14 protein-coding genes are annotated in these 12,531 nt (G+C 60.5%); 4 read left to right on the top strand and 10 right to left on the bottom strand.

Annotated elements, in window-relative coordinates:
* Positions 1 to 10 precede the first annotated feature (10 nt).
* From F2S13_RS03530 to minC, 6 genes are all read right to left on the bottom strand, one after another.
* The gene (locus F2S13_RS03530) at positions 11 to 193 is read right to left on the bottom strand and encodes a hypothetical protein (protein WP_166358483.1); all 183 of its coding nucleotides are present in this window, start codon (positions 191 to 193) and stop codon (positions 11 to 13) included.
* Between the two features lie 100 nt (positions 194 to 293).
* Complete coding sequence (locus F2S13_RS03535) at positions 294 to 1,583, bottom strand: M18 family aminopeptidase (RefSeq protein WP_166359066.1); 1,290 nt, start codon at positions 1,581 to 1,583, stop codon at positions 294 to 296.
* 177 nt (positions 1,584 to 1,760) lie between these two features.
* Positions 1,761 to 2,396 (bottom strand): RluA family pseudouridine synthase, encoded by a 636-nt coding sequence (locus tag F2S13_RS03540; RefSeq protein ID WP_166359067.1) that lies wholly within the window; start codon positions 2,394 to 2,396, stop codon positions 1,761 to 1,763.
* A gap of 86 nt (positions 2,397 to 2,482) precedes the next feature.
* Complete coding sequence (minE, locus tag F2S13_RS03545; RefSeq protein ID WP_166359068.1) at positions 2,483 to 2,737, bottom strand: cell division topological specificity factor MinE; 255 nt, start codon at positions 2,735 to 2,737, stop codon at positions 2,483 to 2,485.
* 3 nt (positions 2,738 to 2,740) lie between these two features.
* The gene (minD, locus tag F2S13_RS03550) at positions 2,741 to 3,553 is read right to left on the bottom strand and encodes a septum site-determining protein MinD (RefSeq protein ID WP_166359069.1); all 813 of its coding nucleotides are present in this window, start codon (positions 3,551 to 3,553) and stop codon (positions 2,741 to 2,743) included.
* Positions 3,554 to 3,753: 200 nt separating this feature from the next.
* On the bottom strand, positions 3,754 to 4,494 hold the full coding sequence (gene minC, locus F2S13_RS03555) for a septum site-determining protein MinC (protein WP_166359070.1): 741 nt from the start codon (positions 4,492 to 4,494) through the stop codon (positions 3,754 to 3,756).
* Between the two features lie 120 nt (positions 4,495 to 4,614).
* On the opposite strand from minC, the gene F2S13_RS03560 reads away from it, so the two are divergent.
* Both F2S13_RS03560 and F2S13_RS03565 read left to right on the top strand, forming a co-directional pair.
* Positions 4,615 to 5,550 (top strand): lipid A biosynthesis lauroyl acyltransferase, encoded by a 936-nt coding sequence (locus F2S13_RS03560; RefSeq protein ID WP_166359071.1) that lies wholly within the window; start codon positions 4,615 to 4,617, stop codon positions 5,548 to 5,550.
* A gap of 133 nt (positions 5,551 to 5,683) precedes the next feature.
* On the top strand, positions 5,684 to 6,850 hold the full coding sequence (locus F2S13_RS03565; RefSeq protein ID WP_166359072.1) for a patatin-like phospholipase family protein: 1,167 nt from the start codon (positions 5,684 to 5,686) through the stop codon (positions 6,848 to 6,850).
* Between the two features lie 8 nt (positions 6,851 to 6,858).
* On the opposite strand, the gene F2S13_RS03570 is transcribed toward F2S13_RS03565, so the two are convergent.
* Positions 6,859 to 7,713, bottom strand: a complete 855-nt coding sequence (locus F2S13_RS03570; protein ID WP_166359073.1) for a pirin family protein — start codon at positions 7,711 to 7,713, stop codon at positions 6,859 to 6,861.
* A gap of 256 nt (positions 7,714 to 7,969) precedes the next feature.
* On the bottom strand, positions 7,970 to 8,269 hold the full coding sequence (locus F2S13_RS03575; RefSeq protein ID WP_166359074.1) for a DUF6124 family protein: 300 nt from the start codon (positions 8,267 to 8,269) through the stop codon (positions 7,970 to 7,972).
* 682 nt (positions 8,270 to 8,951) lie between these two features.
* Here F2S13_RS03575 and rfaH point away from each other — a divergent pair.
* On the top strand, positions 8,952 to 9,446 hold the full coding sequence (gene rfaH, locus F2S13_RS03580; protein WP_166359075.1) for a transcription/translation regulatory transformer protein RfaH: 495 nt from the start codon (positions 8,952 to 8,954) through the stop codon (positions 9,444 to 9,446).
* A gap of 386 nt (positions 9,447 to 9,832) precedes the next feature.
* On the opposite strand, the gene F2S13_RS03585 is transcribed toward rfaH, so the two are convergent.
* Together F2S13_RS03585 and F2S13_RS03590 are read right to left on the bottom strand one after the other, a co-directional pair.
* Positions 9,833 to 10,621: an MlaA family lipoprotein gene (locus F2S13_RS03585; protein ID WP_166359076.1), complete on the bottom strand. Its 789-nt coding sequence runs from the start codon at positions 10,619 to 10,621 to the stop codon at positions 9,833 to 9,835.
* The gene (locus F2S13_RS03590; RefSeq protein WP_166359077.1) at positions 10,614 to 11,912 is read right to left on the bottom strand and encodes a serine/threonine protein kinase; all 1,299 of its coding nucleotides are present in this window, start codon (positions 11,910 to 11,912) and stop codon (positions 10,614 to 10,616) included. Before F2S13_RS03590 ends, F2S13_RS03585 begins: the two co-directional genes overlap by 8 nt.
* Positions 11,913 to 12,153: 241 nt before the next feature.
* Here F2S13_RS03590 and F2S13_RS03595 point away from each other — a divergent pair, with 241 nt between their 5' ends.
* Positions 12,154 to 12,522 carry a hypothetical protein gene (locus F2S13_RS03595; protein WP_166359078.1) on the top strand — a complete coding sequence of 123 codons (369 nt, stop codon included), beginning with the start codon at positions 12,154 to 12,156 and terminating at the stop codon, positions 12,520 to 12,522.
* Positions 12,523 to 12,531: the final 9 nt, after the last annotated feature.

Consider the following 12,531-nt stretch of genomic DNA (forward strand, 5'->3'; position numbering starts at 1 on the left):
GCAGGCAACCTCAAGTCAGTTTCTGCAGGATTTTGTAGATCATGATCCCAAGAATGCAAAGCATGCCGAACCAGATCATCACAACCCCGATATTGCGTTCACGCAGTGTGAACCCGATGGTCAACAGGATCAGGCCAGCGATGACCGGGAGGAACATGGATAGAAAATCGGGCATTGATACCAGTGCAGACATGGAGGGGCCTTAATCGACAGGTTTGCCCATGAGCATAGGATGAATTGAATCGTTTGCGACCGCTTCGCGCTCGAGCGCGCAGCGATCGCAAAACACAGAATTACGGCAAATCGCGGCTGGTGTAGAAGGCGCCAAGCACCTTGACCAGGTGCGCCAGGTCATGGCTGCCGCACAACTCGCGGATCGAGTGCATGGCAAAGGTCGGCAAGCCGATATCGACCGTGCGCACGCCCAGCTGGCTGGCGGTGATCGGGCCGATGGTCGAGCCGCAGGCCATGTCGCTGCGCACCACGAAACTCTGCACCGGCACTTCTTCGGCCATGCACAGATGGCGGAAGAAACCGGCGGTTTCGCTGTTGGTGGCGTAGCGCTGGTTGGTGTTGACCTTGATCACCGGGCCGGCGTTGAGTTTCGGGCCATGGTTGGCGTCGTGCTTGTCGGCGTAGTTGGGGTGTACGCCGTGGGCATTGTCGGCCGAGACCAGCAAGGAGCGCTGGATGGTCCGCACGAAATCGTCGCCGTCGGGCAGCAGGCGGCGCAGGGTCTGTTCGAGCATCGGGCCGTCGGCGCCACAGGCCGAGCACGAGCCGACTTCTTCATGGTCGTTGGCGATCAGCATGCAGGTTTCGTCGCTGTCGCTATTGAGCAGCGCCTGCAGCCCGGCATAGCAGGACAGCAGGTTGTCCAGGCGCGCGCCGGCGATGAAATCGCCGTGCAGGCCGACCAGAGCGGCGCTTTGGGTATCGTAGAAACTCAGCTCGTAGTCGAGCACCACATCGGCATTGAGGTCGTGCTCGCGGGCCAGTTGCTCGGTCAGCAGGGCGCGGAAGTCGACGCGTTCGTCGCCAGCCACCTGGGCCAGGATCGGCGGCAGCTCGGTTTGCGGGTTGATCGCCCAGCCTTCGTTGGCGGTGCGATTGAGGTGGATGGCCAGGTTGGGGATCACGGCAATCGGCAGCTTGAAGTCGATCAGCTGGCTTTCGACCTTGCCGTCGCGGCGGAAGGTCACACGCCCGGCCAGTGACAGGTCGCGGTCGAACCAGGGCGCCAGCAGCGCGCCGCCATACACTTCCACGCCCAGTTGCCAGAAGCCCTGGCGCTGCAGCTCGGGCTGCGGCTTGACCCGCAGGCACGGGCTGTCGGTATGGGCGCCGACCATGCGGATACCCTCGAGCAGCGGCGAATGGCGGCCGAGCTTGAAGGCGATGATCGCCGAATCGTTACGGGTGAGGTAGTAGCGACCGCCAGCGACGGTAGCCCAGCTGTCGCGCTCGTCCAGGCGCTGGTAACCAGCGGCCTCGAGTCGTAGCGCCATGGCTGCGGTGGCGTGGAATGGGGTCGGGGAGGCCTTGAGGAAATCGATCAGGCCTTGGTTCAGAGCGTCGCGCATAAGTAACTCCAGACAGCAGTGGCGCGAGTTTAGCGTATTGGCAGTGGTCAATGGTGTGTAGCCGCTGCCGCATGGCTGCGCTCGGCTGCGAAGCAGTCGTAATTTCATCGAATTTTGAAGGCCCTTTGGGCCTTGGCGCAGCCTGCGGCAGCGGCTACGGAGAGCCGCGCACGCAGGTTAGAACGGCGCCGGGCACTCAAACCGCAAACGCTCACCGCTCACCGGATGGGTAAAGCTGAGCATGCTCGCATGCAAACAAAGCCGCGGATAAGCCGCCAACGCCTCAGGATGCGCATAAAGCCCATCCCCCAGCAACGGATGCCCGATCGACAGCATATGCACGCGCAACTGGTGCGAACGCCCGGTAATCGGCGTCAGCTCCACCCGGCAGTAATCGCCGCAACGCTCGATCACGCGCCAGAACGTCAGGGCATGCTTGCCGAACTCGTGATCGACCACATGCCGTGGCTTGGTCGGCGGGTCGTAGCGCAGGGGCAGGTCGATGCTGCCGCTGTCCAGTTCCGGCTGGCCCCAGCACAGGGCGGTGTAGGCCTTTTCCGTCTCGCGGTCATGGAACTGCCGCGACAGCTCACGATGGGTGTCTGGATCGCGGGCCAGCAGAATGATCCCCGATGTTTCCCAGTCCAGGCGATGGACGATCCGCGCCTCGGGGTAGCCGTTCTCTTGCAGGCGGGTGATCAGGCAGTCCTTGTTGTCGTCGGCTCGACCCGGGACGGACAGCAGCAGGGTTGGCTTATCGACCACCAGAACGGCGGCATCCTGGTGAATGATGCGGATGTTCGACAACGGCATTGAGTATTCTCTTGAAACGCCAACGGCGACTCACAACCCCTTGATACTACAAAGGGCTGTGAGTCGCCGTGGCAGCCTGCGTTCGATCAGCGATCGGGCAGGGTGATATTGAGTTCCAGAATCGAGCAGCTGCCCTGGTTTTCCAGTGCCACCTGCACGTCATCGTTACCGATATTGACGTACTTGCGGATCACTTCCACCAACTCCTTCTGCAAGGCGGGCAGGTAGTCCGGGGTACTGCGTTGGCCGCGTTCGTGCGCCACGATGATCTGTAGACGCTCTTTCGCTACCGACGCGGTGTTGCTTTTCTTGCGGTCCCGAAAGAAGTCAAAAATGTTCATTGATCAATTGCCTCCAAACAGGCGCTCAAAGAATCCTTTCTTTTTTTCCTCTAGGAAGCGATGGCTCACTTCCTTGCCCAGCAGTCGGTCAACGGCATCGCTGTACGCCTGGCCGGCGTCGCTCTGGTCGTCAAGAATTACAGGTACACCCTGGTTCGATGCCTTGAGCACGGCCTGGGATTCCGGAATCACGCCCAGCAGCTTGATGGCCAGGATGTCGGTGACATCGTCGACGCCAAGCATTTCGCCTTTGCTGACGCGCTCGGGGTTGTAACGGGTCAGCAGCAGGTGTTCCTTGATCGGGTCACTGCCATTCACCGAACGCAGCGACTTGCTTGCCAGCAGGCCCAGCATGCGATCGGAGTCACGTACCGAGGAAACTTCCGGGTTGGTCACGACGATGGCTTCGTCAGCAAAGTACATGGCCAGGCTCGCGCCTTTCTCGATGCCCGCTGGCGAGTCGCAGATAACGTATTCGAAGTTTTCTTTCAGTTCGTTGAGGACTTTCCCCACGCCTTCCTGGGTCAGCGCGTCTTTGTCACGAGTCTGGCTGGCGGCCAGGACGTAAAGGTTTTCCAGGCGCTTGTCTTTGATCAGGGCCTGGGAGAGGGTCGCTTCGCCATTGACGACGTTGACGAAGTCGTACACCACGCGGCGTTCGCAACCCATGATCAGGTCGAGGTTACGCAAACCGACGTCGAAGTCGACGATGACTGTCTTGTGGCCGCGCAGAGCGAGACCGGTACCGATAGCGGCGCTGGTGGTGGTCTTACCCACACCACCCTTGCCGGATGTAACCACGAGAATCTTGGCCAAGGTGTATCACCCCTAGAGAAAAAGGATTGCGAATCCCTAAAAAAACAAACTTAAAAACCACTACAGAGGGAGAAGCCTGCTGGAAGTCCTGCATCAGAGCGGTTTTACCTCCGGTAAACCCTGCCCGCCGCGAACTTCCCACAACATGGACCCCAATGCGCCACGTTTGTAAGTTACATATAAAATGGCGGCAGTATCCGTTAAAGACGGGTGATGTTCAACACATCTCCGGACAAGCTGACCTGCACGCCGGCCCCCCACAGCGGATCGCGGCGAAGGTCTTCGGAAACCTTGTACTGGCCGGCGATGGACAGCAATTCGGCGCCAAGTTGCTGACAGAAAATCCGCGCCTTGTGGTCGCCCTTGATCCCCGCCAGGGCACGACCGCGCATGGGGCCATACACATGGATATTCCCATCGGCGAGAAGTTCCGCACCGGGGCTGACCGACGACACCACCACCAGATCGCCACCCTGAGCATAGATCTGCTGGCCGCCGCGTACAGGCGAAGTGATGATTTTGGTGGGCTTTATCAGCGGCTCCGGCGGTTTTTCCGGCTTTTTCTTCACGACTTCGGCTTCTGCCGGTTCCAGCGGACGCTCGCGGGCACCGGATGGCGGCAGCACGGGCAGGTCGATGGCGATGGCGGCGGCGATGTCCTCGATCCGGCTGGCACGAATCGCCAGGGTACGCAGGCCATGCTGGCGGCAAACGCGCATCAGCCCGGGCAGATCGATGGCGCCTTCACTGGCCGGGAGCTTGTCCAGGGCCAGCACCAGCGGCGTGTTGCTGAAAAAATTAGGCGCCTGGGCAACCTTGGCCGCCAGCTGGCGATCGAGGCCTTCGAGGTTGTTGCGTGCCAGCTCAAGCACAGTAATGGCGAGCATGCTGCCCTTTAGCTGGAACACGGGATCTTGGTCTAGCAATTCGGTTTGGCTCATGGTCGGCATAAAGCAGCTTGTAACGAAAAAGTGCCGTGACTTATAACGAGAACGCCTTCAGGCCGCAACCCGCTCGAACAATGTAGAATGCGCGGCCATGTCGTCTGTCCGGAAACTGGAATGGATCGCCCGCAGTTTAGTCGTTCTTTTTTGCAGCCGCGTTTTTGGCCTCTCTGGTTGGGGCTTGGCCTGTTGTGGCTGATCGTTCAGCTGCCCTACGGGGTTTTGCTCGCCATCGGCCGTGCCCTCGGCGCGCTGATGTATTGCGTGGCCGGCGAGCGGCGGCGCATCGCCGCGCGTAACCTGGAGCTGTGTTTCCCGCAGCTACCGTCCGTCGAGCGGCGGCGTCTGCTCAAGGAAAACTTCGCCTCCACCGGCATCGCCTTCTTCGAAATGGCCATGAGCTGGTGGTGGCCAACGCCACGCCTGGCCAGGCTGGCCCACATCGAAGGGCTCGAGCACCTGCAGGCGGCCCAGCGCGACGGGCAGGGCGCCATTCTCATGGCGGTGCATTTCACCACCCTGGAGATCGGCGCGGCCCTGCTCGGCCAGCGCCACACCATTGACGGGATGTACCGCGAGCACAAGAACCCGCTGTTCGATTACATCCAGCGCAAGGGCCGCGAGCGGCACAACCTCGACTCCCTGGCGGTCGAACGCGAAGATGTGCGCGGCATGCTCAAGCTGCTGCGCGCGGGGCGGGCGATCTGGTATGCGCCGGACCAGGACTATGGCGCCAAGCAAAGCGTGTTCGTGCCGTTATTCGGCATCGAGGCGGCAACGGTGACCGCCACCAGCAAATTCGCCCGCCTGGGCAAAGCGCGAGTGATTCCCTTTACCCAACAGCGGCTGGCCGATGGCAGCGGCTATCGTTTGGTGATCCATGCGCCCCTGGAGCATTTCCCGGGGGAGACGGAAGAGGCCGATTGCCTGCGCATCAACCAGTGGGTCGAGTCGGCGATCAGCGAGTGTCCGGAGCAGTACCTGTGGGCGCATCGGCGCTTCAAGTCGCGGCCGCCGGGGGCGCCGAAGTTGTACGAGAAGCGGCGGAAATAGCGTCGTCCCCGATCGCGGGCAAGCCCGCTCCCACAGGTACTGCAGCGTTTTCCAGGCTTGCACCAATCCTGTGGGAGCTGGCTTGCCAGCGATGACGGCAGCACAGACAACATCAAACCCAACGAGAACCCCAATGCCCGCACCCGAACCCGTCACCGGCCTGATCCTCTCCGGCGGTGGCGCGCGTGCGGCTTACCAGGTGGGCGTGCTGGCCGGCATTGCCGATCTGTTGCCTCTGGGGGCCTCGAACCCCTTCCCGGTCATCGTCGGCACCTCGGCGGGGGCAATCAATGCCGTTACCCTGGCCAGTGGGGCCATCCATTTCAGCGAAACCATCCGCCGCCTGACCGATTTCTGGGAGGGTTTCCGCAGCCACCTGGTACTGCGCAGTGACTGGCCAGGGGTGATTCGCCAGGCCAGCCGCTTTGTCGGTCACAGCCTGCTGGGGCTGGGCTCCCAGGTGCCGGTGGCGCTGGTCGACAGCTCGCCCCTGCGCAAACTGCTCAATTCGCACCTGGACTTGAACGGCATCAGCGAAGCCATCAACCAACATCACCTCCGGGCCGTGGCGGTGACGGCCTTCGGCTACGAATCCGGGCAAGCGGTGACGTTTTATCAGGGCAGGGGGGCCATCGACCCCTGGTTGCGGCATCGACGCATTGGCCTGCCAACGCAGCTCAGCGTCGATCACCTGCTGGCCAGTTCGGCGATCCCCTTGCTGTTCGCTCCGGTCAAGATCGCTCAGCAATACTTCGGCGACGGCGCCGTGCGCCAGTCAGCGCCGATCAGCCCGGCGCTGCACCTGGGTGCCAGCCGCGTGCTGGTGGTCGGGGTCAGCGGCAACCCGCGCGGCCCGACCGCCAGCGACCCGCGCCAGCAGCATTTCAGCGGCAAGCAGCCGAGCCTGGCGCAAATCGGCGGGCACATGCTCAACAGCACCTTCATTGACAACCTGGAAGACGACATCGAGCTTTTGCAGCGGCTCAACCACTTCAGCCACCTGCTGCCCTCGGACCTGCAACCGCGACGCCTGGGCCTGGCGCCGGTAGAAGTGCTGGTCATTGCACCGAGCCAGCCGATCGACGAAATCGCCGCGCGCCACCGGCACGAACTGCCCGCGGCATTGCGCGTGTTTCTGCGTGGGCCCGGTGCCACCAAAACCAGTGGCGCCGGGGTCCTCAGCTATCTGCTGTTCGAAGCGGGCTATTGCAGCGAACTGATCGAGCTTGGCCGCCGCGATGCGTTGGCCAAGCGGGGAGAGCTGTGCCGGTTTCTCGGAGTGCAGCCGCCGGAGCATTGAGTCAGGATTCAGGCGGTCAGCCGATCATCACGAAAGTCGCGCAAGGCCTGCTCGATCTCTTCACGGCTGTTCATCACGAACGGACCGTATTGCACGATCGGCTCGTTCAATGGCTTGCCGGCAATCAGCAGCACCCGGGCACCCGTGGCGCTGTGCAGTTGCACTTCACCCTGATCGGACAAACGTACCAGGCGACTGGCGCGAACAGGCTCGGCATGCCCACCCAGTTCCACTTCGCCCTCGTACACATACAGCATCACCCGATGACCTTCCGGCAGGCGGGGCACCACCCGGGCACCGGCCGGCAGCCGCAGGTCGAACAGGTGCGGCTCGGTATGCGGCCGCTGCACGGCCCCGGCCTGTTGCACTTGCCCGTCATCGAAGGTACCGGCGATTACCACCACATCCACGCCCGCAGCGGTCTGCAGGCGGGGGATATCGGCAGGCTGGATGTCGCGGTAACCGGCCTTGCCCAACTTGTCCTTGCCCGGCAGGTTGAGCCACAACTGGAAGCCGCGCATCACGCCTTCTTCCTGTTGCGGCATCTCGCTGTGAATGATGCCGCGCGCAGCCGTCATCCATTGCACGCCGCCGCCTTCGAGCAAGCCGACATTGCCCAAATGATCTTCGTGGCGCATGCGCCCTTCGAGCATGTAGGTAATCGTCTCGAAACCACGGTGGGGGTGGGCAGGGAAGCCGGCGATGTAGTCGTCGGGGTTGTCCGAACCGAACTCATCGAGCATCAGAAAGGGGTCGAAACGCTCCAGCCCCGGGCCGCCAATGACTCGGGTCAGGCGTACGCCTGCGCCGTCGGAGGCGGGCTGGCCGGTGTGGATGCTCTGGACTTTACGCAGTGGGGTCATCTGGGGAGCTCCTGATCAGATGGGAATGTGATCATGCTATGCCAGATCCAATCGATCTATTAGTGACTTTATTGGGTCAAAATTATCGAATAAGTTGATTTGGAAGAGGCGGCACGGATTCGATTTTGCCTGCCAGGGCGCCATCGCTGGCAAGCCAGCTCCCACAGTGGATTTATGTTGAATCACCATTTTGTGAACGACATCAAACCTTGTGGGAGCTGGCTTGCCAGCGATGCAGGCGACGCGGTCTAAGGACCTACGGCCCGGCCGCCCCATCCACCAGGGCATCCACCAACGCTCGCGCCATTTCAATAGTCTGGATAAGCCCCAGCACCACGCCTTTATCGTTGAGCTGCAAATGCTCCACCACATCCCAGGCGGTCGCTTCGGCACATCCCAAGAGCATGCCGACATGTATCAGCGCATCGTCGGCCGGTATGCCTGCACGCACGCAGAAGAGCGGCTGGCCAGTGCTGTCCAGGGTGCCAAAGGGTTTTTGAGCGGTGCTGGTGATTGAGGAAGACGGGATGGGTGGATCGGGGACGATCTTGATCATGGTGTAACTCCTTTGCCAGTGGAGCTATCCCCCCTTCGCTGCTAAACGAAAGGGTGGCAGCTGTACGCGGGTTAGCAGACCGGTGGCATAGGAAAAACCGGCGCACCCGAAGGTGCCCCACGCACAGCCGCCATAACACGAAAACACGGGCGAGATAAGCCGGTGATTCGGGGGCGCTGCTGCGCGATGCCAGTCGGACTGCTAAATCCGATCGTTGAATTTTTCAACGACCGGGCAAGACTAGCCACGCGTCCAGGCAGGCGCAACAGGTTATAGCGCGCGCGGATTATGCTTGGGAAATTTCTCTGTGCAAACCAGGAAGATGCCTACAAAACCCCACTTACTCGTTCCCACGCTCCGCGTGGGAACGAGGAACATGAGGAGTGGAGGCCGGATATGGGGGGGCTGGAGGGGCGATGGGTTTGCCGACGAAAGGTCGCTTGAAGGCCTGTGTTTAGTTTGGTTTTTTTCGTATTGAGCGATCGTACTGCGAATTTCAGGTGCTGTTCGAGAGTGTTTTGGATATCGAACTACTTGGTTATTAATCCGCTTGAATAATGTAGTTTCCCAACAAGCCTCCTTTTGTTTGATTGATGAAGGAAAATCTTGCTGATATGATTGCCGGTTCGGCATTGGTATTTTAGCGGCATACGCATTTCCATGGATTGAAAACGCGTCGGTTATGGAGCTTAGAGTGAAGGCTTGGTATTTGGTCCAATGCAAGTCCAGGCAGGACGAGCGGGCAGAAGAGAACCTGGTCCGGCAGGGCTATACCTGCTATCGGCCGCAATTTGGCTGCGAGCGCATTGTCCGGGGCCGCCGTCAGGTGGTCAGTGAATCGCTGTTTCCTGGGTACATGTTTATCCAGTTGACGCTGGAGGATAACTGGGGGCCGTTGCGATCTACGCGCGGAGTCCTGCGGGTAGTGGCGTTCGGTGCACAGCCGCTGGCGATCAGCGACGGGGTGATTGAAGAGCTCAGGTTGCATGAAGCCCAGGGCGATGTGCAGCCGCAACTGGTCAGTGGTGAGCCGGTGCGGATCAATGATGGGCCATTTGCCGAGCTGCAGGCCATCTACCTGGGGATGGACGGTGACGAGCGTGTGGTTGTGCTGCTGAACTTTTTGCAGCGCGAGCAGCAGGTCAGCCTGCCCTTGAATGGGGTCTCCAAGCTTTAAAATTGCGCTGCCCTGATCGTGGGCAGCGGCTCTCCAGATGTCGGGCGATCGCTATTTCACGGCATATTTCGAGTCGTGGGGATCCTCCAGTTTGGCCTGCTACAGGCCCCCATTCGCGCTGAATGATCGAATAAGGCACGAACACGCTGATCCTCTTGGCCCCTTTCACGCCGGGCACATTCGTGATCCCCCGAGTTTTGTGTGGATGGTCTGTATGACTTTTTATGGCTGAGGTTTAAGTACTCGTATGAATGAATCGTGCTAAGTCCAATTGCGTTTCGATTCATTCAAGTGAGTGTGGTTATTGGCGCAGAACAAATGGCACTGCGCGGGTAAAAAAAAGGAGCCTCTATGGGCTCCTCGATTCGGGGGAAGTTGTTCGGATGCTATTCGGCGATCTGCAACTTGCGTGCCTCGGTGTACACGTAGCGCACCTTGACATATTCAAACGGAGAGTTCATCTCACCGTAGCGGAAGTTGGTGGTGTAGCGCTTGTCGATAGCCCGCAGCAGGTAGATTTCCGGGTGGTTTTCGCTGACATCGGACACGTTGAGGAAGTTGATCTGCGATTCGGCGGTCCAGTCGAAGGCCAGGCCGCCGGTGTCACGCAGGTTCGACGGGCCGAGGATCGGGAGCATCAGGTAAGGGCCGCTGGGTACGCCGTAGAAGCCCAGGGTCTGGCCGAAGTCTTCGCTTTGGCGGGGGATGCCCATTTTGGTGGCGGGGTCCCACAGGCCGGCGATGCCGACGGTGGTGTTGAGCAACAGCCGGGCGGTGATTTCCATCGAGCGCTGGCCCTTGAGCTGCAACAGGCTGTTGAGCAGGTTGGGGATGTCGCCCAGGTTGTTGAAGAAGTTGCTCACCCCGGTACGCAGGAAGCTCGGGGTGATGTAGCGGTAGCCGCTGACCACGGGCAGGAATACCCATTGGTCGAAGCGGTAGTTGAAGTGGTAGACCCGGCGATTCCAGTTTTCCAGCGGGTCGTAGACGTTCAGGGCATTGAGCGTCGAGCGCTCGAATTCGCGCTGGTCCAGCCCGGGGTTGAACGTGAGTTGCTTGAGCGGCAGGGTGAAGCCGTCGGGTTCGACGACGCTGGCAGCTGGTGGCGTGGTGTCTTCTGCGTGGACCATTCCCGCGCTCAACAGCGCTGCAACGAAGAGTAGTTTTCTAGCCACGGAAGAACTCCAGCATGGCGTCGCTGTTGACGCGGTAGTTGATGTTGCCGCAGTGGCCACCGTGGGGGTACACGGTCAGGCGATTGCCGAAGGTGCTGCGCAGGAAGCCCAGGTCACCCGGGCCCAGGATCACGTCGTCGGCGTTGTGCATCACGGCAATCTTGGTGCTGGTCTTCAGATAGTCCTTGAGCGCGTACAAGCTGACCTGGTCGATCAGTTGCAGCAGGCTGCCGCCGTCGGTGCGGGCGCGCCACATGGGGATGACTTGCTCGGTGAGGTAGCAAGTGAAATCGCACTGCAGGGCACGCTTGAAGAATGGCGTGAGGCTGGTGCCTTCGCTGATCGGGTACTTGGGCGGCGTGATCAGGCCGCGACGGTTGATCAGGTCGGAGGTGAAGGCGATGTCCGCCGCCGAGAAGCGGAAGGACGTGCCGATCAGCATGGCCATCTGTTCGTTGGACAGGTGTTGCTTCGAGTTCTGGAAGTCATAGACCAGGGCGTCGTTGAGGTCGATGTAGCCCTTTTGCTGGAAGTAGCGGGTGAGCTTGCCCAGTACCAGTTCGTAGAAGGTGGTGGTGCTGTTGATGCCCTTGACCTGGGTCTGCACCAGCTTGTCCAGGTTGCGTATCGAGGTGTACAGGTTGACCGGCGGATTGAGCAGCAGCACGCGCTTGAAGTTGAAGCTGTGGCGGGTTTCGTCCAGGTGGGCGACAAAGGCCGCGTCCAGTGCACCGAGGCTGTAGCCGGTGAGGTAGAACTCGGTGACCGGCACGTCGGACTGCTGGGTGCGCACGGCCTGCATGACCCGGTACATGTCTTCGGCGTCGTCCTTGCTCACCCCGGGAGTGGCGAAGCGTGAGGCCGAGGTCATGAAGTCGTAGCTGGTCGGCGAAGACAACTGCACCACGTGGTAGCCGGCCTTGTAGTACAGCTTCTTGAGGTACTCGTTGATGCTGCTGTGGTAAGGCGCACCGGTGCCGGCGATCAGGAAGATCAACGGGGCAGGGTGGTCCTGCCTGGCCAGGCGGTAATGGAATTTTTTCACTGCCCAGAAGTTGTCCGGCAGTTCGAATTCCCGTTTTGGCAGCAGGTTGAGGCTGTAGTCGGACTGGTTGATGTCGTCGTCGGTGGGCAGTTCGGGGCGAAGGTCGGGCGGTGTCGAGGCGATCGTGGCTTCGAAGGGGTTGGTCAGTGGATAGCCGTAGGTGGCGGCATCGACGTCCCGGGCCTGCCCGGACGCACTCAATATCAGGCCACCTAACAAGGCAGCGAAGCGCAACGATCGGAGCATGTCTTCGTCCTTAAAAAGGAAAATGCTGAGTCAATAATACGCGGGCTAGGACAACTGCACTGTTGGCAAGTTGCCTGGCTTCTCGTCATTTGTCATCCACAATGCGGTCGCTCGGATGTTGTATCCGGCGACAATAAAACCATACCCCCAGTTGCAATGTAGCCGAGTCTGCTGCTTTTGGCTTGCATCGCAGGCCCTGGCCTTTATGCTGGGCGGCGCTTTTTGTTTTTTGGAGTGTTGCATGTCACGCCGCTTGCCGTTGTTTGTGTTGTTCATTGTCTTGCCGCTTTGGCTGGCTGCCAGTTATGGCTTGCGGTATGCGCTGATGGAGGATGCCCAGTGGGTGGGGATCTGTGTCGATGAGGCGATGCGCTGGGAATGCCAATTGCGTTCGGGCCTGGGGCTGTTGATTCATTTTCGCTTGATTGCCTGGGCGGCATTGATTGCTGCGGTGGTGGCGTTTTTCTGGCCGGGGGCAAAGGGCTGGCGTCTGGCGTTTCTGGCGGTGTTGTTGGGGATTCCGGCGTTGGTGCTGTACAGCGCGAGCCTTGCGGTGTTTGCGGTGGTGATTGCGGGGTTGCGGTTGGTGCGGGTGCAGCGGGTGGGTTGACTGGGTTTT

The organism is Pseudomonas akapageensis (assembly GCF_011355085.1).
GTDB classification, from domain to species: Bacteria; Pseudomonadota; Gammaproteobacteria; order Pseudomonadales; family Pseudomonadaceae; genus Aquipseudomonas; species Aquipseudomonas akapageensis.

Bases quoted from the DNA above. Each gene is read 5' to 3' on its own strand.
- F2S13_RS03530 (WP_166358483.1), bottom strand. From the start codon at position 193: ATGTCTGCACTGGTATCAATGCCCGATTTTCTATCCATGTTCCTCCCG.
- F2S13_RS03535 (WP_166359066.1), bottom strand. From the start codon at position 1,583: ATGCGCGACGCTCTGAACCAAGGCCTGATCGATTTCCTCAAGGCCTCC.
- F2S13_RS03540 (WP_166359067.1), bottom strand. From the start codon at position 2,396: ATGCCGTTGTCGAACATCCGCATCATTCACCAGGATGCCGCCGTTCTG.
- minE (WP_166359068.1), bottom strand. From the start codon at position 2,737: ATGAACATTTTTGACTTCTTTCGGGACCGCAAGAAAAGCAACACCGCG.
- minC (WP_166359070.1), bottom strand. From the start codon at position 4,494: ATGAGCCAAACCGAATTGCTAGACCAAGATCCCGTGTTCCAGCTAAAG.
- F2S13_RS03560 (WP_166359071.1), top strand. From the start codon at position 4,615: ATGGATCGCCCGCAGTTTAGTCGTTCTTTTTTGCAGCCGCGTTTTTGG.
- F2S13_RS03565 (WP_166359072.1), top strand. From the start codon at position 5,684: ATGCCCGCACCCGAACCCGTCACCGGCCTGATCCTCTCCGGCGGTGGC.
- F2S13_RS03570 (WP_166359073.1), bottom strand. From the start codon at position 7,713: ATGACCCCACTGCGTAAAGTCCAGAGCATCCACACCGGCCAGCCCGCC.
- F2S13_RS03575 (WP_166359074.1), bottom strand. From the start codon at position 8,269: ATGATCAAGATCGTCCCCGATCCACCCATCCCGTCTTCCTCAATCACC.
- rfaH (WP_166359075.1), top strand. From the start codon at position 8,952: ATGGAGCTTAGAGTGAAGGCTTGGTATTTGGTCCAATGCAAGTCCAGG.
- F2S13_RS03590 (WP_166359077.1), bottom strand. From the start codon at position 11,912: ATGCTCCGATCGTTGCGCTTCGCTGCCTTGTTAGGTGGCCTGATATTG.
- F2S13_RS03595 (WP_166359078.1), top strand. From the start codon at position 12,154: ATGTCACGCCGCTTGCCGTTGTTTGTGTTGTTCATTGTCTTGCCGCTT.